This window comes from Candidatus Bathyanammoxibius amoris (assembly GCA_024451685.1).
Taxonomy (GTDB): domain Bacteria; phylum Planctomycetota; class Brocadiia; order Brocadiales; family Bathyanammoxibiaceae; genus Bathyanammoxibius; species Bathyanammoxibius amoris.
In genome coordinates, this window is the sequence record JAMXCW010000006.1 from 74510 (window position 1) to 97549 (window position 23040).

A 23040-nucleotide genomic window follows, 5' to 3' on the forward strand; every position below is an offset into this window, starting at 1 on the left:
CATATAGCCGAACGGAACCGTACGGCAGCCACTGCAGTACTAACTTAAATACTGATACTTTGAGTGGGGGTAAGTCACCTTCCCTTAGCTCATAACCTTAAAAAATAAGGGGTTAAACCATATATAACGTGCTCAGGGTTAATACCCGCCACAAAATTAGTGCGGGAAGGGGGACAGGGGGTATCGGTCAGTGAAATCGCGCATTGTCAACCCGTCTCGTGACGTTCTATACCCTCCGATGTTTTATGCCGTGATGTTCCAGGCTCTCCAGCATGGAGCCCTCAAGCTCCTGCATCTTTACGGCCATTTCCTTCACCATCTCTTGTGTGTAAATCAGCTTCACAACCAGCTCGTTCGCCTGTGTGAGCCTTCTGGCCATCCTCGTTATCATCTTCTGGATGAAGGGGGGAAGGTCATCGAAGCACTTCTTGCACTGCTTCTTGCCTATCACCACTACCTCGCATTCGGTGTTTGCCTCGGCCGTTGTGACGCGTGCCGCCCCTTCACCAAGTATGGCCCGCTCGCTGAGGAACTCTCCTTCATTTGCCTCCCCGATTTTTATGATCTTGTCCTGAACCTCCCTCGTTAGCGAAAGCGAGCCGCTCTCGATGTAGAACATCTTGTCAGCAATACTTCCCTCTTTATAGAGGATGTCTCCCGGATTGAGAACTTTTACCGTCGCACCTTCGAAGCTAATATCGATAACGTTAGCCATCTCTTACTCCTCCTATTTAGATGGTAAACACCCCTGTACAGGCCAAAGGCGGCCTTGTACCTGGATATTCTTTGTAACGCCCTCAAAGATTTTAGCACGGACCGGTATTACGCCTGATGAAAAGCCTTACAAAATTATACATCACAAAGTACTCCCAGGCAAACGGGCCAAAACCAAAAAAACCCGCCAGGGGCATCTCAAATATCTTTACACCCGCCGTAAAGGGTGCGATATATACCCACTTCGCGGCGGCCCAGTAGTTCCAGAATTCCCACAAGAAGCCGCAGATATAGCCCGCCACAAAAAGACAGAGAATCCTTTCCAGGAACCCTTCCTCCAGGTTCTTGAGCAGTGAGTTGCCACCGCTTGAATACACTACAGGGTCCAGCAATATCACAAAGCCCGTCCACACAAACGCAAACAGATAACGGGCGTGATGCTGGCTGACCAGGAGCGGTATTATCAGGAAAAGGAAACCAAGCACCATGCCGCCGTAAACGATCCTGTTTGTTACCCGGAGCGGAGACGTTTTAAACCCCTGGAAGACCTTGAGGGTCGCCAGCAGTTCTGCCGTCTGGAATATTCCCGGCATTATGGTCGCAAAGGACAGGGCCAGTCCAAGATTGCGTATTACGAGGTTCTCCGGCAGGCCATGATACTCCCAGTTCTGGAGGTGCAGGTTGTATATCTCAAAGATCAGCCAGAACCCTATTGAAAGCGGCAGTTGCAGGAAGAATTCGCCCGTCCTCGTACTTATGAGCGAGCTGCCCTTGAGTCTGAAGATTACGGCGTCCACGAAGAGTATGTAGCCCCACCAGCAGATGGGAGTCGTCCATACGCTGATTGTTCTGGCGATGGGGTATTCGTTCTGCAGTATAAGCGCTGACTCGGCTGCCAGTATAAGGCCGAGCCCAATCCACCCATAGCCTTTGAAGCGGCCCCCGCCGGCGATGGAGTGTGCGGACTCTCTCACTTTGTTTCCCTGAAGAGAAAGTGTCTATTGTGCCGGTTCCAGTTCCAGCACGTTGACCTTCCCAAAGTCGTTGAGGGGACGGTCAAACTTGTCCTCGTCTCCCACTACAAGGATGATTATTTTATCGGGATGGAGGTATTTCTTTGCCACTTTCATCAAGTCTTCTCTGGTAACGGCCTTTATGTTGTCCACATAGGTGTCCAGGTAATCAAGGGGCAGGCCCTTATATTCTATATCCACCATGTGGCTTACTATGGCGCCGCTGGTAGTGAAGAGGAAGATAAACTGATTTATGAAGGTGTCCTTTGCACCGTTGAGCTCGTCATCGCTCACGGGCCTTTGTTTTATCCTCCGAATCTCTTCCAGTATAAGTTCTATGGCCCTTGAGGTGGACTCGACCTTGGTCTGACACGAGACAAAGAAGAACCCTAGATCCCTCGGGGTATGGAACGCGCTGTAGACGGAGTAGGCAAGCCCCTCCTCGTCTCTTACCTTTTTGGGTATCCTGGCCGTGAAACTGCCCTCCCCCAGGATAAAGCTCATCAGCTTAACGGCGAAGTAGTCCGGGTTTGTCCTCTCAATCGCGATGTTACCGAGGAGGATGGTGGACTGGTTCAAGTCTTTGTCGACGTAGTTCACGGAGAGTTCCGTTTCTTTGTCGACCTTTGGCACATGTGGAAAGTCTATCTTCTCCTTTTCCCATCCACTGAAGACCTTTTCGAGCTTCCGTAACATCTCCGCCGTGTCAAAGTCGCCAGAGATGCCCATAATCATGTTGTTGGGATGGAAGAATTTGTTATGGAAGGCTATCATGTCTTCTCTGGTAATCCTTGGAATCGTATCGGCGTAGCCGTTGACCTTCCGGTTGTAAGGATGTGGTTCGTACAGGAGCTTGCGGAACTCCCTGAAGGCTATCTGGGTAGGGTCGTCGTTTTCTCTTCTTATGGATTCAAGGACCTCTTCCTTTCTCTGCTCAATCTTGTCTTCGGGGAACGCGGGGTGCCTCAGTATGTCAGCAAAGATTTCCAGTGTCTTGTCCAGGTCCTTTGTCATTACGGAGAGCCCGATGGAGCCTTCCTCCCTGCCGATACTCGTCTCAACCGAGGCGGCCATGTATTCAAGTTCCCTGTTAATCTCTTCGGCGCTCATGTTCGTCGTCCCGCCCGAACGCATCACGTACCCGGTGAGGGACGCCAGACCGGCCTTGTCCGCGGGTTCGTAAATGGAGCCCGTTCTCACTGCCGCCGTTATGTTCACCAGGGGGAGTTCGTGGTCCTCCAGCATAAACAGTATCATCCCGTTGGGGAGCACCCTGCGTTCCACCCTAGGGGGCGACCACACAAGCGGCTCATATTTGAACTTTGACACAATCTTCGCGCCCTTTGACTGGGGCTCCGTAAGGGCCGCGCCCTTTCCGGGCATCGCGTGCTGCGCGTGCGCGTAGCCGCCGAGCAACACGGACACGACCAGGGCAAGGGCTATAATCACGACGTTCCGGAATCCGTTTCTCCTCATCCCTAAGCCCCTTTCTTCTTCTGAATTAACGTGCCCACGTTGCGGTTTGTTTTAATGAAATATTTCTTCGCCACCCTCATGACGTCTTCTCCGGTGACGGCTTTTATCCTTTCTACAGCCGTGTTTATGTAGCTCCAGCCACCGGCAACGGCCTCGTAATAGCCTATCTCGTCGGCCAGGCCGGAGTTGGACTCTAAACCTCGAATGAAATTGGCCTCGAGCTGGTTCTTTATCTTCTGGAGTTCCCAGTCCGAGGGCGGCTCGGTCTTGAGCCTCTCCAGCTCTTCATATACCGCCTTTTCCACTTCCCCGGTGGTGTGCGGGTGGCGGGGACTCGCGAAGACAAAAAACAGGTCCGGGTACTTCGAACCCCCGGCATAGCTCCTCACCATTACCGCGATCCTCTCGTCTTCTATCAGCCTCTTGTAGAGGCGGGACGTCCTGCCGCTGGTAAGAAGGCTCTCTATCACGTCGAAGACGTACTGGTCGGGGTGCGTGATATTCGGCTTGTGGTAGCCGACGGCCACCATCGGGTTCGCGTCGTACTCCACTTCTATCCTGCGTTCGCCCTTCTGCTCCGGCTCCAGGGTGGTTACCCCGGGGATGGGCGGCTGGGCGGGGATGTCGCCAAAATATTCCTCTACAAGGTCGATTACCTGTTGCGGGTTTATGTCTCCGACCACGACGATTACCGCGTTATTGGGCGCGTAATACCGGGTAAAATATTTCTCCGTCTCTTCTTTCGTAATGTTTTCTATGTCCGACATCCAGCCTATGGTGGGCCAACCGTAGGGATGGGCGGTGAAGGCCGCTGCGTTTAACTGCTCAAACAGGAGGCCGAACGGACTTGTCTCCGTGCGCATCCTCCTCTCCTCCATTACCACGTCCTTTTCGGAATAGAATTCGCGGAGCACCAGGTTCTTCATCCTGTCCGACTCCAGAAAGGCCCATAGTTTCAGTTTATTGGCCGGCAGGTTACAGTAGTAGCGGGTGATGTCATCACTTGTTGAGGCGTTTATACCCGTGGCCCCGTTTCTCATGTATATGGCCCAGAACTCCTCGGTGTTCGTAATCTCCTGGAGCCTCTTTCTTACCCCCGCAAGCTCGTTCTCCAGTGCAACCCTCTCTGCCTCATCGTCCGTGGCTTCGATGGCCAGCACCAGCTCGTCTTCTTTTTCAAGAAGGGGTTTCTCTTCTTCCCAGTCCTTTGTGCCGAAAAGCTGTGTGCCTTTGAACATCATGTGCTCGAAGAGATGGGAGGCGCCGGTGATGCCCGGACGCTCGTTTACCGAACCGACCTTAAAGACTATTCTTACAGAGACCGTGGGGCTCTGGTGTTTTTCGAGCATCAGCAGCGTCATACCGTTCTTCAGGACGTGCTCCTTGGCGTCCAGCCTCAGCTCCTGGGCGTTGAGGGTGGCTGCGTGCAGAAAGAAAGTCAACAGGACAGTGAAAATTATCATGCAGTTCCTGTGGTTTTTCATGATCTTCATTTTCTTTCTATCTTGTATTTTGCGTATAATTGATAACAGTCTCAAGGATTCTGCAAAATTTTGCAAATACCAACCATACGTCATGTCATTCTTCGGTCAAAAAACTCAGAATGACAATTATACAGGTCTTTCGAGATGTCGTTTTATGTATGGTATTTGGCGTTTATGGTGACGTATTCGTGGGAGAGGTCGCAGGTCCAGAACTCGATCTTTGATTTGCCCAGACCCAGATGGAGGTGTATATGCACCTCTTTTTTCTTCATCTCCTCCAGGAGTTTCTCCTGCTCGAAGGCAACAGGACCTCCCCCTTCAAATACAAGGACATTTCCAATATATAGGTTGAGTCTTTGCTCGTCAAGGGGAATGCCCGTCGCGCCGGCCGCCGAGATGATCCTTCCCCAGTTAGGGTCTTCACCGTTTACGGCGGTCTTGACCAGCGGGGAATCCGCTATGGCGCGGGCTATCCGCAGTGCGTAGGCATCAGTGGGGGCGCCGCTGACGGCTATTCCCACAAGTTTGGTCGCCCCTTCGCCGTCTTTAACGATTGCCCTTGCGAGGTGGTGTGTGACGTGGTCCAGGGCCTCCTGAAAGACAGGGAGCACCATTGTGGCGTCGTCTATTACCGGTTCGCCCGCAGCACCGTTTGCAAGAATAACGACCGTGTCATTGGTGCTCATGTGCCCATCCACGCTTATCCGGTTGAAAGAGTTGGTTACTGATTTATTCAGGCACCTGCCCAATATATTGCTTGGGACTGCGGAGTCCGTGGTAATGAAGCATAGCATGGTGGCCATATTGGGGGCTATCATGCCGGCACCCTTGGCAGCCCCGCCGATGGTGATTAGATGTTCACCCGCCTTTATCTTCACGGCAACCTCTTTTGTACGGGTGTCGGTGGTCATAATCGATTCCGCAAAGGCGTGCCCATTTTCCCTCTCGGGTCCCAGGTTTCTTACGGCCTCTTTTATCCCTGAGGTGACCTTATCGACCGGCAGTCGTTCACCGATTATTCCGGTGGAGGCCACGAACACGTCATCCGGTGGAATACCCAGGGAGCTTGCGGTGGACGCCACCATCGCCCTTACGTCTTCATGGCCCTGTTTGCCGGTGCAGGCGTTGGCGTTGCCGCTGTTGACGGCCACGGCGCGCACCTGGCCCTTCTTTATCGCCTCACGGCTGTAGACCACCGGTGCGGCCACTATCTGATTGGTGGTGAACATCGCTGCCGCCTGTGCCGGACGTTCGGACAGTATGATACCCACGTCATAACCTTCCTTCTTCAGGCCGCCGTGGGCCGCCCCCGCAAGGAAGCCCTTTGGCACAGTTACGCCTCCCTGTATCTCTTCCATATCCTATTTCCCTTTTTTAGAAGTTAGTGTGTAAGTGGCTAGTTTGTAAACAAGTCTGGCGGCGAGGAAGTCGGGGGCCGTATTATCAGCCTCTGGGCAGAGTTCCGTAACGTCGAAGCCGACTATCCTGCTCTTTTCCGATATCTTTCTCAGGAGCCTCAGGACCTCATACCACCCCAGCCCCCCCGGCTCAGGAGTCCCCGTAGAAGGCATGATAGAGGGGTCGAGTCCGTCAAGGTCAACGGTAACGTAGACCTCATCCGAAACTCTCTCTACCACCTCGTCGGGCCAGTTTTCCGTTTTATTGATGTCACGCTGGTAAAAGGGTTTAAGGTTGTTTTTCTTAACAAAATCATACTCTTCTTCGCAAAAACTCCTGATGCCCACCTGGGTGATACCGGTGAGTTCATACACGCGGCGCATGACGCTTGCGTGGCTGTATATAGAGCCTGCGTAGGAATCCCTGAGGTCCAGATGGGCGTCTATCTGAAGTACCGACAGTTTCGGGAAGATTTTCTTATGGGCACGGACCGCCCCAAGCGTGATGCTGTGTTCACCACCCAGCGTTACCAGTAACTTTCCCTGCTTAAGGATCTTTTCAGCGGCCTCCTCGACCCTCTTTATCATGTGTTCGGGGCCCCTGTGGTCCGGCATGAGTTCAGGGAGCGTGTGTATGCCCTGTGAGGTGACGTCGCATAGGAGTTCCTCGTCGAATGTCTCCAGGTTTCTTGACGCGTTTATGATGGCCCGTGGGCCTTCTTTCGTGCCCGTGCGGTAGCTTGCGGTGGAGTCGTACGGCACGGGGAGTATCACTAACCGGCTTTTTTCGAGTTGGGAGTCCTCTTCGGGCAGCGCGCCAAAATTATATGGAACGTATTCGGGTTCGGACATGAAACCACATGTACCCAAAAAGTGATTTTAGAGAGGTTTTGAGTCCTGCTTGAGGGCGGCAACCATCTCCGGAAGTTTCTCGTACAACCTTTTCTGAGGTCTCTTCGCCGCCTTTGCAAGGCCGTATGTCATCAGTATAGGCGCCGCTATAGTGGCGTCGCAGTATACGACGACGTGGTTCTTGACCTCTTCCTCTTTAACCTTTCCCCAGGATATAGCCTCCTGTGGCGTAGCCCCGGAGAGACCGCCCCACTGGGGTGAATCGGTAGTTATCTGTATATAGTAATCGTGCCCCTTGCAGGGCCTGCCAAAGACCATTTCAAGCATGGGCTGTGTCTGCAAATAGAAATTCTTGGGTGACCCGCCTCCCAGGATGATAACGCCGTTCTGCTTACTGGCGTGGATTACAGCCGCCGTCTGGAGGACGTCCAGGTTGGAGTCCACAGCGGCCTTGCCCCCGTGAAGCCTTAAAAGGGCAAGCATCAAGCCTATTGCCGAATCTCCGGGAGAGGAAGTAAATATTGGTATGCCGAGTTTTGCGGCCTGGGCCACAAAACTTCGTTCCGGGTAAGGCGCCTTTTCCAGGGTAACCTTCCCGATGATGTGGTGCAGGTGCGCGCTTGATATGCCATTATAATCCGTGTCATGGTTCAGAATGTCTTGCAGGAAATTGTCGGTTTCCACCAGCACCTCGTCAGTGACAAACGTGTCGTATATGCGATAGACCTTTGCCTGGCGGAGTTCGGAATCGTCGGCGCGGAAGTCGCCGCGGTGCATGGGCAGGTCAAGAGCGAAATGAAGGTCGTGATAGGCATTCGCGCCGGTAGAGATAACAAAGTCTACCAGCCCTGCCTCCATGAGTTCTATCACGATGCCGCCCATACCCGTTGGGGTCAATGCCCCTGAGAGGGTGAGACATATGGTGGTATCTCCCCCGGCCATCTTCAGAAAAAGCTTTGATGCCTCTGCCAGCCTGCCCGCATTAAAGGCCCCTGAGGCGGCGAAACCCTCCACCAGGTCTACCACACGCATGTCTTCTCTTGTCTGGAAGGCCTGGATGGTGCCCCCACGAAGGTATTTGTCTCTCAGCGTCTGTTGGCGGCAGTTTTTCATGGCAGAAAGACCGCGGTAGCAATGACGGTAGTCCACAGCCCGTCCTTATCGCCGCGGGCCGTTTGTGTGATATTCCTGGTCTTTACTATCTTACCGCTCATGCGGAAGATTTGTTTCCTCTCGTCGTAATTCTTTTCCGGGTCGAACTCTATTCCCAGTGTAGTCGCAAGCATGGTAGCGGCGAGGTCTTCGGCATAATCGCCCGCCTTTTCCTCATTCTCTCCGAACCCGTGGTGTTCGCTCAGATAGCCGTAGTGCTCGGCCTCGGCCGGCACCGCAAGCCCGATGGAAGCGCTTATCATTCGATGGGGTTCATTGGTGGAGTTTTCGCTGAGTACGCAGTGGACCACCTGCCCGGGTTTGATATGGGGGTTGCCTATATTCTTGGTTACGATCCTGCACTTCGGAGGAAAAATACTTGAGACCTTGACCAGGTTGTATTTCTCGATGCCGGCCTTTCTGAGCGCAAGCTCAAACGACTGGAGTTTTTCTTTGTGCTTTCCCACGCCCTTTGTAAAAAATACCCGGTTTGGGACCAGTCCCTGCATCGTCGTCTTTCTTAAAATAAGAGCTCTTATCAAAAAACATGTGAATCTTTACTAATTAGAATAAAGCCCTCTAAAAATCAACAGAAAATAAAAAATTAATTGCCTGAACAAATACGACTCACACGTGGAGTTTCCCCTTCGCGTAGCTATGTTATGTGAAACCGGGGCCGTGCAGAGGTAGATTCGCTTCCGGTGAATTGCTGTGCCGTGATACGGCATGTAACGTATGTCAAGATACACCATGTTGCGGGCAGGTCTCCGCGAGTCTCTCAGGCAAGACAATTACAGGCGGGCATTAAATGTATCGTAATCATGAAATAAATTGAGGCCGGGGGGGAATATATTAAATAAGAAACATCTTTTACGAGGGGGAGTATGTCGACATTACACAGTGTAATCCTCTTAAGTGTTGTTATCGCAGGTGGTTTGAACGGCGTTACGCCTCTTTGTGCCGGGGAGCAAGGTCGTCCGGCACCGGTACAACAAGAGGAGAATAGACTCGCCGAATCCGCCAGCCCCTACCTCAGGAGCGCCCGGTTCCAGGCAATAGACTGGCACGAATACGGCGAAGAGGCCTTCGCACTGGCGAAGAAACTGGACCTGCCCATACTGCTTGACATAGGTGCCATATGGTGCCACTGGTGCCACGTGATGGACGAGGAGACGTATGAGGACCCGGAGGTGGCCGGGCTGATCAACAAATACTTTGTGGCAATCAAGGTTGATATGGATGAGCGGCCGGACATAGACCGCTGGTATCAGACCGCCGTGAGTACCATCACCGGACAGGGCGGCTGGCCGCTTACCGCGTTTCTTACCCCTGACGGCAAGGTCTTTTTCGCCGGCACGTACTTTCCCGCGGATGACCAGTTGGGGCTTACGGGCCTAAAATCCCTGCTCCCCAGGATTGCGAATTATTACAGGGAACATAAAGGTGAGGTTCTGGCGCAGGCGGAACAACACCATCAGTTCGCCCTTGTGCAAAAGGACGCCGGGTTAAGGACCGGCGAACCATCTCCCGGGCTCCTGGATGCCATTGCGGGAAGGATTACCGGGGAATTTGACGGCGATTTCGGCGGGTTTGGTACGGGCGCGAAGTTTCCGAGCGAGACAGGGGTGGAGTTTGCCCTCTGGAGGGCCTTTGTTAACGGTGATGCGGGGCTACAAGGGCTGACCCTGAAGACACTCGATGCCATGACGGAAGGAGGTATCAGAGACCACATCAGGGGCGGCTTCTTCCGATACACAATGGACAGGGAGTGGCGCGTGCCGCACTTTGAAAAGATGTCCTACGTGAACTCCGGTATGCTAAGAAATCTCGTCCATGCCTATGCCGCCACGGGCAGTGAAGCCTACAAAGAGGCCGCGGAAGAGACGCTGGACTACATAAACCGTGAGGCGTCTGACAGCAGGTTCGGCGGGTTTTATGCCTCTCAGGATGCGGACGCCGGCAGGGGGGATGACGGTGATTATTACACGTGGACGGCCGCAGAGGTGGACGCCGCGCTGACCTCTCTGGAGGCCGGGGCGATTAAGTATTACTACGGGATAGAGGCGCAGGGAGAGATGCGGCACAACCCCGCCAGGAACGTACTGCGGATATCTGCCACGCCGGAGGACGTGGCAGGTGAGCTGAACATACCGGTCAAAGAGGTGTATTCTGTCATAGACAATGGCCGCAGGAAATTGTTTGAATCAAGGAATGCCTCCCCCACGCCGTTTGTTGACAGGAACAAGTACAGTTCTCAGAACGGGATGATGATTTCGGCATATCTGGAGGCATATAAGTTTCTCGGCCGTAAAGATATAATGGACGACGCGCTGAAGGCACTGGATTTCTTATTAATGAACTCCTACAGGAGGGGGAGAGGGGTCTTTCACACGTACTATCAGACAGAGGCGCGTGCACCGGGTTTTCTGGATGATAATATACAGATGTCTATGGCCTGTCTTAACGCCTATGAGGTCACGGGCTACAGGTTCTATCTTGGGGTGGCAGAGGATATCATGGAATTTTGTCTCGACAATTTCTGGGATAATGAAGGCGGGGGTTTCTTTGACACGGCCCGTGCCCGGGATAATCTCGCGCGTAAGTCGTATGAAGACGTGCCGACGCCTGCGGCAAATGCGGTGGCTGTAATGGTGTTGGACAGGCTGTATTACATGACGCGCGAGGAGGAATACCGTGAGAGTTCGGAGCGCACACTCAGGGCCTTCGCCGGGTCTGCCGAGGCATCCGGCCATTTTGCCTCTACCTACGCTCTGGCCCTTGCCTACCACATAAACCCTCCGCCCCACGCGGTTATAATTGGGAAGATGGACGCCCCGGACACGTTACTGCTTCTGGGATCTGCTCTAGCGGCTTACCGGCCGGGGAAGATAGTCACCCTGCACGACCCCACAGACGTATCTGAACTGCCCTACCCGGCGAGCAGCGACGGCACGGCGGTGGCCTATGTCTGTATACCGCTCAGTTACTGCGCACCCCCCACGCATGAAGAGGCGCGGGTGGCGGAGTTATTAAAGACCCTGGGGGTGGAGTAGTCTGCCAGCGGCTTGCAATACACCCCGCACGGCTGTAGTTTACGCTATATCCACCGTCTTATTTAACTGCGGGATGTGGATGCGTCTGGTGCTGGCGATGAATTTTTCCACCATCCGGATAAACGGTTCTATAAGGTCGGGGTCAAACTGCGTCCCCGCCCCCTTGCGCAGTTCCTCAAAGGCATGTTTAGAGGACAGGCGCTTACGATAGGGCCTCTTGGAGGTCATCGCTGCATATGCATCACAGACGGCCAGCAGCCTTGCGCCCAGCGGGATAGCCGCCAACTTTAATCCATGAGGATAACCCTCTCCGTTGAACCACTCCTGGTGGTGGAGGATTATGGGCAGTTCTTTTTGCAGGAAGCCTGTGTCCTTTAGCATCCTCACGCTTTCTTCGGCATGTATCTTTAATCTACCGTATTCTTCTTCCGTGAGCTTGTCTTTCTTTACCAAGATAAAAGACGGCATGGCGATTTTGCCTATGTCATGGAGGATGGCGCTGTTTTTTATAACTTCCGTGTCTTCTTTAGAAAGTCCCAGTTCTTCCGCAAACTCTACCACGTAGGCGGCCACCAGGTATGAGTGTGTAGCGGAGAAACCGTCTTTTGCCTCCAGGGTCTTTATCAGCCCGGTGGCGGCCTCCATGTACGACCTCTTGGCGGTATCGGCAGTTGACAAGAACCTCTTCCGGTAGTGTTCCGTGGATTTCGCCTCTTCTTTAGAAATGAGCCTTTCCAGGATTATACTTTCACTCCAGGAGACAACCGTATTCTTCCCCTTTAATTTCCCCTCGTACATGGCCTTGTCAGCATGTTTTATCATATCTTTGCCGGTTTTTATGCTTTCGCCTTCCAGGGACGATATACCCACGGTCAGTGTAAGCCTGGTGACCAAACCACTTTTCTTGAAGACGTGGCCGGCTGCTTCCTCCCTCAGCTTCTCCGCCACCGCGTAGCCGCCGTCAAGGCCGGTGCTGGGGAGGATGACGGCAAACTCCTCACCACCGTATCTGTACGCAATATCGGTATCTCTTATAGAGTTTCTTATTAAGTGAGCAAGTTCTTTCAGGACAAAATCACCAAAGGGATGGCCGTGGGTGTCGTTTATCAGTTTAAAATTGTCAATATCCACCATTAACAGGCACAGGGGAAGGTTGTAACGCCCGGCCCGCCGGTGCTCTGCGTCTATCATCTCCATAAAGCGCTGATGGTTGTAGAGTCCGGTAAGGCTGTCTATTGCCAGGGCCGCGGCAAGTTTCTTGTTGGCATCTTCAAGCGCGGCATGTTCTCTCCGCAAAGATTCGACCATGGTGTTGAGGCTTTCCGACAGCTCGCCGAGCTCATCCTGCGATTTTACCGAGGTGCGTTCTTCCAGGTCGCCCGCGGCTATTTTCTTTGCCGTTTCTGTCAGAGAGAGTACGGGCTCCGAGACCTTGCGGCCTATAAATACCGATACCACGATTACACCCAGAGTAATTACCAGCAGGAGGGGCCACAGCCTTCTCTTGACCATTGAGGCCGCTCCATATATCTCCTGCGCGCTCAACTCCAGTATTACCCCCGCGTCCAGTTCCGGCAGCCATCCCCACGCACCCATTACGTCTTCCCCTTCATTGTTGGCGTAAGGCTGCAGGGAAAAACCCGTCCGGCCGGAGACGCAGGCGCTTACTGCCAGCGTGGGTTTCCCCGTCCGGGGGTCAACCGGTTTGTTGCCCACACTTTTAAGGTATGAACCGGCAGGGTCTAGTATGAGGCAGGTTAGTATATTGCCTTCTTTGTCGATAAGGTAACTGCAACCTTCCCTTTTACCGACTATGTTCGCCAACACCCCTCTTAACTCGCAGAGATCGAGGTGTACGACCACGGTCCCCACGGCATCCGACCCTGCGAGTACGGGAGTCGTCAAAAAAGGGGCTAGATGCTTGTTGTTCACATTTCCCGGCTTATGCAGGTCCGCCCATCTTACAGACGTGCCTTCCCGGACGTCTTCGAGGAGCCGTTTTACGTCTTCCGGTGGACCGGTATCTCCGCCTTTTCCCTCTGAGGCCACGAGCTCGCCCTCTCTGTCAAAGACATAAATCCCCGATAAACCGAGCTCTTTCAGGTTAAAATGCAGGAACCCGGAGAGTCCTTCCCGGCCCTGTTGCGGTTCCTTAAGGGCCGTGAGGACCTGGCGGGAAAGGGCGATGCGCTCCGCATCCTGTGTCTTTTCCTTAATCCACAGGGAGATGACACTGCGGTGACCACTGCCCAGGGTATGGAGGTCCTGGATGCCCCTGACGTTCAAATCCCTTATAACCCCGGGGCTGTAGATGGCAAAGATTATTGCGACCGGGGCCAGAGACAGCAGGGCGAAAAGCAGCGCAAAGTGTGTCCTTATGGATTTCTTCATGAAATTCATTATACTACGTATTCTGTTTCAGCACACTCTGTTAAAATTGTGGCGGAGGCGGCGCTTATACTTCTGGCGTCCAGGCTCGGGCCTTTCGTAAGGTCGGGGCCGCAGGAATAAGTCCCCGTTGAGGACTCAGGCCGCCATGTTGACCCGGCAAAAAAGGTGTCGTTGGGAACCGGGTTTCACGTAGAATTGCGGGGCCGTGTGATATATAATACCGTACATTCATTTGTGAGACGTTCCGGCGTGACGTATGGTAAACTGCCTGAGGGGGAAAGGTAATCGTTATGCACTCGGACATTAACGAGCCAGGCGCAAAGATTGAAGAAAATCCCAGCCTCAAGGCCATTGTGGACCTGGTGGCATACAAGATATCCAAAAGCAAGGGGAGTAAGGGCCGGGAGGCCAATTTCCAGGAGGCCGAAGCCGCTTTAAAGGAATATATAGCAGACCATTTCAAAAATCCGGAGGATTTTCTGGCCAAGGTCTCCCGGCTTTCTGGAGACACAAAAGGGCTCCAGGAGATTGCGGAGGCAACCTACAGATACCATTACCGGATGAAAGAACTTACATTTGAGACGGTAAGAGGTAAAATAGAAAAGGACGAGGACATTGCGCTGAAGACTATTGCGGATTTGATAGCCTATAAAATATATCAGAGCCCGGACGACAAAGGCCCTGAGGTAAATTTGATAACGGCAGAGACCTTTGTGGCGGAATATGTCTCTGAGAATTTCATCAGTATTGATGATTTCGACAGGAGGCTTAAGGAGCTGGGCCATGACGTCAGTGCGTTAAGGTCTTTTGCTGACGATATTTACGAGCATTTCCATAAACACTAACCCCGTTGATGCGTTTTCTGATGGGGGTATACAATGAAGATAGTGTTTGTTCATCTCTCAGGCAGTAAGAGAGGCAGTACAGAGGTCTTCACCGAAGCTAGGCTGAATGTCGGCACAGACCCCGGAAACGAGCTGTGCTTCGACCCCTCCATTGACCGACACGCCGCACCCTTCCACGCCGAAATAGTAGAGCAGAAAGACGGTAAGTACCTGTTGAGGAGCAGGGCAGCCGGCATCTCCATAAACAATCAGCGGGTGGAGGAGGTTATACTCCACGACGGCGATATGATTGAATTTGGTGAGGGGGGCCCTAAGGTGTGCTTCAGGGCAAAAAGCGAAGAGGGGCCGGTGGGCAAGCCCTTCCGGGAAATGCTGGAGGACTCCGTCGCCATGGCCAGAGAGGAGCATCAGGGAGGACTCATTACTACCGGGTCCTTCTTAAGAGAACTACTGTGGGAGGCGTTTACGCAGTCTTCCCTGCGCTTCCGCATGGCGCTTGGATTTGGAGTACTGGTCGCCCTTGTACTATGGTCGATTATATTTTACAGCTCACTCTCACAGCGAAAGCTTGAGAAAGAGGTAACACACCGCCTGGAGAAAACCGCCGAGAGGATAGAGACACTGGAGGCCAGAGACGCTGTCGCCGAGATGATAATAAGGAACTTCAGCGGCGGCGTGTGTCTGATACAGGGCGTCTACGGTTTTCAAACAGATAAGTCCGTAGGCCCGTTAAACGTCCCCTACGAGTATACCGGCTCAGGTTTCTTGATTGGTATGGACGGTAAGATTCTGACCAATAAGCATATAGCCATACCCTGGTGGAGACGGCCCGGGCGGTACGGACCGGTGGAGATGGGTTTCACGCCAGAGTTCAAGGAGTTCAGGGCGTTTTTCCCGGGCATTGAGAAATCATTCCCCATTAAGGTGGAAAGGGTTTCAGAAAGAATGGACCTGGCTATAGTCAGTATCGACCACGGCGATAAAAAACTCCCAATACTGGAGCTGGACACCAACAGGGACATCGTTGTGGGCGAACCGGTAGTCGTTATAGGTTACCCTGCCGGGATAAGCGCCATTCTTGCCAGAGTCGAGAAGTCCGTAATGGATGAATTGGTTTATACCCTGGGGCTCGATTTCCTGGAGCTGGCCGATGAACTCTCAAGACGCCATCTGGTAAGGCCACTTGCCACGCAGGGACACATAACAGGCGTGCTGGAGGACAAGGTTGTGTTTGACGCCCAGACGACTATCGGTGGAAGTGGAGGGCCGGTTATTGACCGTAACGGCAAGGTGATAGCCATTACCTACGGCATCTTCACCGGCTTTACCGGCTCAAACCTTGCCATCCCTGCCAAACACGTAGCGGAACTCTTTGAAACTCCCGCGCAGACAGAGACAAAAGAGCGACCGGAGATGAAAGAACAGACAGAAGTAAACACAAAGGCTGAACTTGAAAGGCAGACAAAGATAACGGGCAGGTAAATCATCCTGACACAGTCCCGCGGGAACGTCCCCTCAGGGCCCTCAGGGCCCTCCGCCACCGTCACCTGAGGCACTCACTCCCCGGCTATCTGGGAGGCGGCAGTTCGGGAACATCTTGAATGATTATAGTAACCTCACCTTGCCAGGCACACGTCTCACAGTTTAATTCATGCCCGGAGTACGTCCCTACCAGTCTACCCTCGCCCGCAATCTGTACGGTTATGTCCGTGAGGACACGACAATTTTCATTGTAAAATCCGTACACCGCCGCGCTGACGATGGAGCCACTGACCCTGCCGGTAAACATGTTAGTGGCCCTGCCGTCTGTCCACGTGCCAGAGAGTGTGTCTCCCTGTTGCAATACATTGAAGACAAATTCCCCCTCCTTCGGCCCGTTCTCGGCCTCGTCCTGGCAGCCGGCCTCAACACCCTTAAAGTGCATCTTCCACAACCCTGAGAGGTCTTGATTCTTCTGGACCTGCTGAGCCTGTGAGATGTGCACAACAAACATCAGGAACACACAGATAAACGGCACCGTCCTTTTTAGAAATCTCATATTAATCCCTCTCCTAAAACGTCTGCCTTCACCGATAATTATACCTCAACAGCCTGAGGCCGTTAAATATTACCAGGAGCGAGGCGCCCATGTCGGCCCCCACCGCCATCCACAGCGTTGTCCAGCCGGGGATTATAAGGCCGAGGAACACGGCCTTTATTATGAGGGCGAAGGCGATGTTTTCCTTAATGACCCCCAGCGTGCGGCGGCTCAGACCGAAGGCGAACGGCAGCTTCGAGAGGTCGTCAGACATAAGCGCGATGTCCGCCGTCTCCAGGGCGGTGTCGGTTCCTGCCGTGCCCATTGCAATACCCAGTGTTGCCGCCGCCATGGCCGGCGCGTCATTCACCCCGTCTCCCACCATGGCCGTCTTGCCGTATTTCTTTATACACTCCCTTACCGCCGTTACCTTGTCCTCCGGCATGAGTTCCGCAAAGTATTCATCAACGGCGAGTCTCCCGGCGATAACCTTCGCCGTGCCGTTGTTATCTCCGGTAAGCATCAGAATCTTATTTATGCCGTTTTGTTTCAGCTCCGGCAGCGCCTTTATGCCGGACTTACGCACCTCGTCCGCTACCGTGATTATACCCAGCAGGCCGCCGGCCTCTCCTACGAGCATAACCGTCTTACCCTGTGTCTGGAGTCCTGAGAGCTTGGATTCTACGTGCGATATGGGCGTTCCCAGGTCCCTGAAGAGTTTCATGTTTCCTATGTAATACCTCTTTCCTTCTATGTCTGCGAAGGCGCCCTTTCCGGGGATGGCCTGAAAGACGGTCGGCTCCATGAGTTTTATGTCACCCCTCCTCGCCGTCCGGACTATGGCGCTGCCGAGGTGGTGTTCACTCCTTAATTCAATCGATGCGGCTATACTGAGGAGCCTGTCCCGGGATATTGAGTCTGCTGCCAGAGGGAGCACGTCGATTACCTCCGGGATACCCCTTGTGAGCGTACCCGTCTTGTCAAAGGCGATTGCCTTTATTTGGCCCGCTTCTTCCAGATGCATGCCTCCCTTTATGAGGACACCGTTTCTTGCCGCGCAGGTAATCCCTGAGAGCAGGCTCACGGGCGTGGCTATGACGAGCGCGCAGGGACAGGATATAACCAACAGCACCAGCCCCTTATAGACCCAGGGTGAAAAGGCGGTCCCCATAACGAGGGGCGGAACGGTTGCCACCAGTATCGCGAGGGTTATTACCGTCGGGGTGTATACACGCACAAATTTCTCCACAAAACTCTGGAACGGCGCCCTCTGTGACTGGCACTCCTCAACCAGGTGGGCTATGTGGGCAAGTGTCGTATCCTTCGCGAGGTGGTTTACACGGAACTCCAGGGCGCCGTCTTTGTTGATCGTGCCGGCAAAGACTTCCTGCCCCAGATACTTCTTTACGGGCGTTGACTCACCGGTGATAGGGGCCTGGTTCACGTAGGAATAGCCATCCGTGACTATACCGTCTAGCGGAATCCTTTCCGAGGGCTTTACCAGCACGATGTCCCCCAGCCATACATCCTCCACGGGCAGGACGACCTCCTCTCCGTTCCTCTTCACCAGCGCCTCACGCGGGGACAGGTCCATAAGTGAATGGATGGCGTTTCTTGCCCTGTCGAGGCTGCGCGATTCGAGTAACTGGGCCAGCGAGAACAGGAAGACCACCATCGCGCCCTCGCTCCACTCACCTATGGCCGCGGCGCCAATGACCGCGACGGTCATGAGAAAGTTGATGTCGAGGTCAAGCTCCCGGGCCGCCCTTAACCCCTTTATTGCTATACGCGGCCCGCCGGTGAGCATGGCGCACATATATAACGGTATGGTTATGTTTGCGGTAAAGCCCTCAAGAGACAGTACCAGCCCCGATACCACAAAGAGCCCGGAGAGTCCCGTGAGCGCCAGTTGCCGCCTCTTGTCGCGGTCGCTTGCTTTTTTCTGGTCAGCCTGGTCAGCGGGCGCGCCGACCGGGCTGGCACTCATACCGGTCTCTTTTATCGCATTTATGATGTCGTCCCTGCTCAGGTGCCGTTCGTCGTAACTGACCCTCAATTCCTTGGACAGCAGGAAGGTGTCAAGACTGCTCACCCCCTTCAGGCCCCCGAACTTCTTCTTCAGCAGCTTGGCCTCTTCGGGACAGTCCATTTCAGGGATTTTCAGTGAAAGCGTTTTTTCCATATAACCCTTCTACTCGTTGAACGCGGCAGTCCGCCGGAGGTGGATCTGACCTTCGGCACGACCCGCCGGTTTGTTTGGAGGGAAATCTGCCTTTGGCGAACTTTAACCCTGCGATACTACTTTCTCACGATTCCTTAACGTGTCTGAGGCCCTCGTCAAAGAGCCTGCTGATGTGCGAGTCGTCCAGGGAATAGTACGCGACACGGCCTTCCTTCCGGTATTTTACCAGCCTCATATTCCTGAGCACCCTGAGCTGGTGAGAGACGGCGGAACTCGACAGGCGCAACAGGCCCGCCAGGTCGCAGACGCAGAGTTCCTTCTGTGACAGCGCGAAGATTATCTTTATCCGGGTGGGGTCTCCCAGCACCTGGAAGGTCTCGGCCAGCCTGACCACCACGCCGTCGGCCTGCATCCGCTTCTCTACGTACTGCACCCTCTCGCGGTTGATGTAGTGCGTGTCGCAGATGTCTTCCTTTATCTTCGTTCGCTTTTGCAGTATTTGTTTGGGCATATTTTTATTAATTAATTTTGATATCCACGGAACTATTATTGAACAATTGTTCACATATGATAGTTAATGAGACCGTGTAAGTCAAGGTCGTCATATGGGGGGGTAAACTTATTATAAAGATGTTTTTGTTGGATAGTTCAGACTCCTTGTATTAGAATCTGGCCAGTTGCGGGAACGGTTACATTATATATAAGGGAGTACAGCGATGGAACCACTCAGGGGCAAGAAGATCCTTATCCTGGTGGAGGACCTGTATGAAGACCTGGAGGGATGGTATCCCAAACTGAGGCTGCTGGAGGCGGGGGCGGAGGTGGTGGTCGCGGGTCCTGAGAAGAAGACATACCGCGGCAAGAACGGTAATTATCCCATGCCGGCAGACTGCCGCGTGGATGAGGTGAACTGGGAAGAATTTGACGCGGTAATCATCCCCGGAGGGTATGCCCCCGACAGGCTCAGGTGTTACGACAGCGTGCTCAAGGTGGTAAGGGCCATGGGCGAGGCGGGCAGGGTGATTGCGCCCATATGCCACGGCGCCTGGGTGCCGATATCGGCAGGCGTGGTAAAGGGCAAGAGGATGACGTGTTACCGCACCATTAAAGATGACGTCATAAACGCCGGCGCCGTCTATGAGGACAAGCCGGTGGTCGTCGACGGCAATATGATAAGCTCCCGTTTTCCGGCCGACCTTCCGGATTTTTTGAAGGCGATTATATCCAAGCTCAAGGAATCATAACATCTACCCCGGTATGCTAGAACATTTCTTCCAACCTAAATCCATAGCAGTCATCGGCGCCGCACGGGAAGAACATAAGATCGGCCATAGTATTCTCAAGAACATCATTGATTTCAATTTCCCCGGGAGGATTTTTCCCATCAATCCCAATACCGATTCCATCCTCGGTCACAAGGCCTACCCCAGCGTAAGGGCGGTTAAAGAAGAGATAGAATTGGCCGTTATAGTTGTTCCCGCAGGTGTTATCTTACAGGTCGTAGATGAGTGCGCGGAAAAGGGCATCGACTCGGCAGTGATTATCACGGCGGGTTTCAAGGAGAGCGGCAGTGAGGGTGCGGCCAGAGAGAGGGAACTCCTTGAGAGGGTACGCAGGCACAATATAAGGGTAATCGGCCCCAACTGTTTCGGTGTCATAAATCCGCATCACGGGCTTAACACGACCTTTTCGGCGGGCAACCCTCCCGGCGGCAACATCGCCTTTTTTTCCCAGTCGGGGGCGGTCTGTGCCGCCATACTTGACTGGGCCTTGACTGAGCACATCGGGTTCTCTAAATTCGTCAGCATGGGCAACAACATGGACATAGACGAGGTGGACCTGCTGAATGCCCTTGAGGACGACCCGGATACGCGCGTCATCCTGGGCTACATCGAGGGGATAAAGGACGGGCGAGCCTTCATGGAGGCCGCGTCCCGTGTGACAAAGAAGAAGCCTATCATACTTATAAAGTCCGGCAGTTCCGAGGCCGGGGCAAGGGCCGTATCATCGCACACGGGGAGCCTGGCGGGTTCTGAGAATGCCTTTAACGCGGCCTTTCGCCAGTCGGGCGTACTGAAGGCGGACACCCTGGAGGAGCTCTTCATCCTGGCTGAGGCCTTTAGCCTGAGGGACACACCGCGCGGGCCGTCGATCGCCCTGTTTACCAACGCCGGGGGGCCGGGCATCCTGGCCTCTGACACGGTAGAACGTTCGGGCCTTAAGATGGCCTCATTTTCAAAGAACACTATCGAGGCACTGAGGGCGAGCCTGCCTCCAATGGCCGGCATATATAACCCGGTCGACACTATTGCCGATACGGGCCCCAAACGTTATCGCACCGCGCTTGAGATAGTCTTAAAGGACGACAACGTGGACTCGGTAATCACCATACTTGCCCCCATCGCGGTCTTGGACGAAAGGGAGATCGCAAGGGTGGTGGGCGAGCTTGGGGATAAGTATAAAGAGAAGACGGTGGTGGCCTCGTTCCTGGGGGGTCCCACGATGAAACCCGCCGTGGACGTGCTGGCCGGGTACGGCATCCCCAATTACCGCTTTCCCGAGAACGCGGTGCGCGCGGTTGACATGATGTATAAACAAAGGCAGTGGGTGGAAAAGGTGGTGGAGAAACCCGCTGTCTTTGAAATAGACGGCGGGGCCGTTGGCGCCGTCTTCAAAAGGGCCAGGGAGAAGGGCCGCTACACGCTGGCCGAGGGTGATGCTAGAGACGTGGTCACTGCGTGCGGGTTCCGGGTGCCCGGGAGTATACTGGCCGACACAAAAGATTCTGCGGTGAGCGCCGCCGGGGAGATTGGTTACCCGGTGGTCCTCAAAGTGGCCTCGCCCGACATACTGCACAAGTCTGACGTCAGGGGCATCAGGCTGGGGCTTGAGGGCCCGGACGACGTGGGCCGCGCATTTGAGTCAATCGTCGCGGGCGTGAGGCGGAGGATACCGGGCGTCCACATCGACGGCGTATTTGTGCAGGAGATGGTCAAGGGCGGCCGGGAGGTGATTCTGGGCGTCAGTTACGACGAGCAATTCGGTCATCTTATTATGTTCGGGCTTGGGGGTATATACGTGGAGATGCTTAAGGACGTCTCGTTCCGCATAGCCCCCGTAACGCGGGCAGATGCCTCTGAGATGGTAAAAGAGATAAGGTCGTATCCACTGCTCAGGGGCGTGAGGGGGGAAGGCGCTTTGGACATAGACGCGGCCGTCGAAGGCATCCAGCGCATCTCACAGCTGGTTACGGATTTCCCTGAGATACTGGAGCTGGACATAAACCCCCTGGTGGTACTGCCGCACGGGAGCGGCGTGGTCGCCCTGGACGCGCGCGCCGCCATAACGCCCGGATGATGGAGGTTATCTGGTCATGATACCTGTTATGATAGGTTCTGTGACGGAATTTTCGGGGAAGAGCCTGGTGTGGCTGGGTATGGGGCTCAGGTTAAAGGCCGACGGCTTTAAGGTCGGTTTTTTCAAGCCCCTGGGTGCGCTGCCCACCAGGGTAAACGATACCGTTGTAGATGAAGACGCACTGTCGTTACAGAGGGTCCTGGGTGAAGACGTACCGCTTGAATCCGTATGCCCCGTGGTGTTGACAGACGAGGTGTTGACCTCCGCCCTGAGGGGTGAGTTGAAGACGTCGCAGGTGAGGGACAAGGTGTTTAAGACCTTTGCAAAATTGTCAAAGGGCAGGGACATTATGCTTGTGCACGGATTGGGGAAGCTCTCGAACGGGTCGCTGGTGGGTCTCTCGGGGCTTGACTTTGTGGATGAGACTAAGGCGAAGGTGGTCTTCGTGGACAAGTACGAAAACCTCCTTGAGGCCCTGGACGGCTTCATGTACGCCCGTAACGTCCTTGGCGACAGTCTTATCGGTGTAATATTTAATCTGGTGCCGCAGGACAGGCTGGAATATGTAAAAGACGTGGTGTCGCCGTATCTTAAGTCGCACGGCATTGACACGCTTGCGGTTATACAGAACGACCCCTTGATGGGTTCATTACCGGTGAGGGAAATGGTCAAGGCGCTGAAGGGTGAGGTAATCTCTGGCGAGGAGGGACTGGACGAACTGGTAGAACACTTCATGGTGGGGGCGATGAACATGGAGAGTGCGCTCAAATACTTCCGTCGTGTGGCAAACAAAGCGGTTGTCACGGGGGGTGACAGGAGCGACATACAGCTCGCCGCCCTTGAGACACCGACGAAGTGTCTTATACTTACGGGTGGTTTCCATCCCAGCGCCGCCATTCTGGCCCGGGCGAAGGAGACGGGCACGGCGGTTGTGGTGGTGAAGAAGGACACGGCCTGGGCGGTAGAGACGTGTGAGAGCCTGGCCACTCACCTGCAGAGGTGGAGCGAGCTTAAATTGCCAAGACTTAGAGACATAACAGAACGTGAGATCGATTTCCCCCTGTTTTATAAAAAGCTTGGGCTGTCGCCGAAGGCCGCCAGATGAAC

At 54.1% G+C, this 23040-nt stretch carries 18 protein-coding genes; 6 read left to right on the plus strand and 12 right to left on the minus strand.

Annotated features, from left to right (window positions below):
- Nucleotides 1-226: 226 nt before the first annotated feature.
- From NOU37_05215 to NOU37_05250, 8 genes are all read right to left on the minus strand, one after another.
- Entirely contained in the window at nt 227-715 is a 489-nt protein-coding gene (locus NOU37_05215; protein ID MCQ4574628.1) for a Crp/Fnr family transcriptional regulator, read from the minus strand.
- A gap of 91 nt (nt 716-806) precedes the next feature.
- Nucleotides 807-1688: a hypothetical protein gene (locus NOU37_05220; GenBank protein ID MCQ4574629.1), complete on the minus strand. Its 882-nt coding sequence runs from the start codon at nt 1686-1688 to the stop codon at nt 807-809.
- A 24-nt stretch (nt 1689-1712) separates the two neighbouring features.
- Nucleotides 1713-3203 (minus strand): insulinase family protein, encoded by a 1491-nt coding sequence (locus tag NOU37_05225; GenBank protein MCQ4574630.1) that lies wholly within the window; start codon nt 3201-3203, stop codon nt 1713-1715.
- 2 nt (nt 3204-3205) lie between these two features.
- Complete coding sequence (locus NOU37_05230; GenBank protein ID MCQ4574631.1) at nt 3206-4696, minus strand: insulinase family protein; 1491 nt, start codon at nt 4694-4696, stop codon at nt 3206-3208.
- A 143-nt stretch (nt 4697-4839) separates the two neighbouring features.
- Nucleotides 4840-6045, minus strand: coding sequence for a bifunctional glutamate N-acetyltransferase/amino-acid acetyltransferase ArgJ (gene argJ, locus NOU37_05235; protein MCQ4574632.1), 1206 nt, complete (start codon nt 6043-6045; stop codon nt 4840-4842).
- Nucleotides 6046-6048: 3 nt separating this feature from the next.
- Nucleotides 6049-6936 carry an agmatinase gene (gene speB / locus NOU37_05240; protein ID MCQ4574633.1) on the minus strand — a complete coding sequence of 296 codons (888 nt, stop codon included), beginning with the start codon at nt 6934-6936 and terminating at the stop codon, nt 6049-6051.
- Nucleotides 6937-6963: 27 nt separating this feature from the next.
- Complete coding sequence (gene speY, locus NOU37_05245) at nt 6964-8049, minus strand: deoxyhypusine synthase (GenBank protein MCQ4574634.1); 1086 nt, start codon at nt 8047-8049, stop codon at nt 6964-6966.
- On the minus strand, nt 8046-8597 hold the full coding sequence (locus NOU37_05250) for an arginine decarboxylase, pyruvoyl-dependent (protein ID MCQ4574635.1): 552 nt from the start codon (nt 8595-8597) through the stop codon (nt 8046-8048). Before NOU37_05250 ends, speY begins: the two co-directional genes overlap by 4 nt.
- 375 nt (nt 8598-8972) lie before the next feature.
- Between NOU37_05250 and NOU37_05255 the strand changes: the two genes are divergently transcribed.
- On the plus strand, nt 8973-11141 hold the full coding sequence (locus tag NOU37_05255; GenBank protein ID MCQ4574636.1) for a thioredoxin domain-containing protein: 2169 nt from the start codon (nt 8973-8975) through the stop codon (nt 11139-11141).
- A gap of 39 nt (nt 11142-11180) precedes the next feature.
- Here the strand turns inward: NOU37_05255 and NOU37_05260 are convergent, their stop codons facing one another.
- Entirely contained in the window at nt 11181-13532 is a 2352-nt protein-coding gene (locus NOU37_05260) for a diguanylate cyclase (protein MCQ4574637.1), read from the minus strand.
- 290 nt (nt 13533-13822) lie between these two features.
- On the opposite strand from NOU37_05260, the gene NOU37_05265 reads away from it, so the two are divergent.
- Both NOU37_05265 and NOU37_05270 read left to right on the plus strand, forming a co-directional pair.
- Nucleotides 13823-14377, plus strand: coding sequence for a hypothetical protein (locus NOU37_05265; protein ID MCQ4574638.1), 555 nt, complete (start codon nt 13823-13825; stop codon nt 14375-14377).
- Nucleotides 14378-14410: 33 nt separating this feature from the next.
- Nucleotides 14411-15859, plus strand: a complete 1449-nt coding sequence (locus NOU37_05270; protein ID MCQ4574639.1) for a trypsin-like peptidase domain-containing protein — start codon at nt 14411-14413, stop codon at nt 15857-15859.
- Between the two features lie 85 nt (nt 15860-15944).
- Here the strand turns inward: NOU37_05270 and NOU37_05275 are convergent, their stop codons facing one another.
- The 3 genes from NOU37_05275 to NOU37_05285 all read right to left on the minus strand — a co-directional run bounded on the left by NOU37_05275 (nt 15945) and on the right by NOU37_05285 (nt 19087).
- Nucleotides 15945-16415 carry a hypothetical protein gene (locus tag NOU37_05275; GenBank protein ID MCQ4574640.1) on the minus strand — a complete coding sequence of 157 codons (471 nt, stop codon included), beginning with the start codon at nt 16413-16415 and terminating at the stop codon, nt 15945-15947.
- Nucleotides 16416-16443: 28 nt separating this feature from the next.
- Nucleotides 16444-18576: a heavy metal translocating P-type ATPase gene (locus tag NOU37_05280; GenBank protein MCQ4574641.1), complete on the minus strand. Its 2133-nt coding sequence runs from the start codon at nt 18574-18576 to the stop codon at nt 16444-16446.
- Between the two features lie 124 nt (nt 18577-18700).
- The gene (locus tag NOU37_05285) at nt 18701-19087 is read right to left on the minus strand and encodes a metalloregulator ArsR/SmtB family transcription factor (GenBank protein ID MCQ4574642.1); all 387 of its coding nucleotides are present in this window, start codon (nt 19085-19087) and stop codon (nt 18701-18703) included.
- Between the two features lie 205 nt (nt 19088-19292).
- Between NOU37_05285 and NOU37_05290 the strand changes: the two genes are divergently transcribed.
- Genes NOU37_05290 through NOU37_05300 form a run of 3 tightly spaced genes read left to right on the plus strand, consistent with a single transcriptional unit; the run spans nt 19293 to nt 23038 of the window.
- Nucleotides 19293-19820: a type 1 glutamine amidotransferase gene (locus tag NOU37_05290; protein ID MCQ4574643.1), complete on the plus strand. Its 528-nt coding sequence runs from the start codon at nt 19293-19295 to the stop codon at nt 19818-19820.
- Between the two features lie 13 nt (nt 19821-19833).
- Nucleotides 19834-21933 (plus strand): acetate--CoA ligase family protein, encoded by a 2100-nt coding sequence (locus NOU37_05295; GenBank protein MCQ4574644.1) that lies wholly within the window; start codon nt 19834-19836, stop codon nt 21931-21933.
- A gap of 16 nt (nt 21934-21949) precedes the next feature.
- Nucleotides 21950-23038: a phosphotransacetylase family protein gene (locus tag NOU37_05300; GenBank protein ID MCQ4574645.1), complete on the plus strand. Its 1089-nt coding sequence runs from the start codon at nt 21950-21952 to the stop codon at nt 23036-23038.
- Nucleotides 23039-23040: the final 2 nt, after the last annotated feature.

Excerpts from the sequence above, each read along its gene's own strand:
- NOU37_05215 (MCQ4574628.1), bottom strand. The coding sequence starts at position 715 with ATGGCTAACGTTATCGATATTAGCTTCGAAGGTGCGACGGTAAAAGTT.
- NOU37_05225 (MCQ4574630.1), bottom strand. The coding sequence starts at position 3,203 with ATGAGGAGAAACGGATTCCGGAACGTCGTGATTATAGCCCTTGCCCTG.
- NOU37_05230 (MCQ4574631.1), bottom strand. The coding sequence starts at position 4,696 with ATGAAGATCATGAAAAACCACAGGAACTGCATGATAATTTTCACTGTC.
- argJ (MCQ4574632.1), bottom strand. The coding sequence starts at position 6,045 with ATGGAAGAGATACAGGGAGGCGTAACTGTGCCAAAGGGCTTCCTTGCG.
- speB (MCQ4574633.1), bottom strand. The coding sequence starts at position 6,936 with ATGTCCGAACCCGAATACGTTCCATATAATTTTGGCGCGCTGCCCGAA.
- speY (MCQ4574634.1), bottom strand. The coding sequence starts at position 8,049 with ATGAAAAACTGCCGCCAACAGACGCTGAGAGACAAATACCTTCGTGGG.
- NOU37_05250 (MCQ4574635.1), bottom strand. The coding sequence starts at position 8,597 with ATGCAGGGACTGGTCCCAAACCGGGTATTTTTTACAAAGGGCGTGGGA.
- NOU37_05255 (MCQ4574636.1), top strand. The coding sequence starts at position 8,973 with ATGTCGACATTACACAGTGTAATCCTCTTAAGTGTTGTTATCGCAGGT.
- NOU37_05260 (MCQ4574637.1), bottom strand. The coding sequence starts at position 13,532 with ATGAAGAAATCCATAAGGACACACTTTGCGCTGCTTTTCGCCCTGCTG.
- NOU37_05265 (MCQ4574638.1), top strand. The coding sequence starts at position 13,823 with ATGCACTCGGACATTAACGAGCCAGGCGCAAAGATTGAAGAAAATCCC.
- NOU37_05270 (MCQ4574639.1), top strand. The coding sequence starts at position 14,411 with ATGAAGATAGTGTTTGTTCATCTCTCAGGCAGTAAGAGAGGCAGTACA.
- NOU37_05275 (MCQ4574640.1), bottom strand. The coding sequence starts at position 16,415 with ATGAGATTTCTAAAAAGGACGGTGCCGTTTATCTGTGTGTTCCTGATG.
- NOU37_05280 (MCQ4574641.1), bottom strand. The coding sequence starts at position 18,576 with ATGGAAAAAACGCTTTCACTGAAAATCCCTGAAATGGACTGTCCCGAA.
- NOU37_05285 (MCQ4574642.1), bottom strand. The coding sequence starts at position 19,087 with ATGCCCAAACAAATACTGCAAAAGCGAACGAAGATAAAGGAAGACATC.
- NOU37_05290 (MCQ4574643.1), top strand. The coding sequence starts at position 19,293 with ATGGAACCACTCAGGGGCAAGAAGATCCTTATCCTGGTGGAGGACCTG.
- NOU37_05295 (MCQ4574644.1), top strand. The coding sequence starts at position 19,834 with ATGCTAGAACATTTCTTCCAACCTAAATCCATAGCAGTCATCGGCGCC.
- NOU37_05300 (MCQ4574645.1), top strand. The coding sequence starts at position 21,950 with ATGATACCTGTTATGATAGGTTCTGTGACGGAATTTTCGGGGAAGAGC.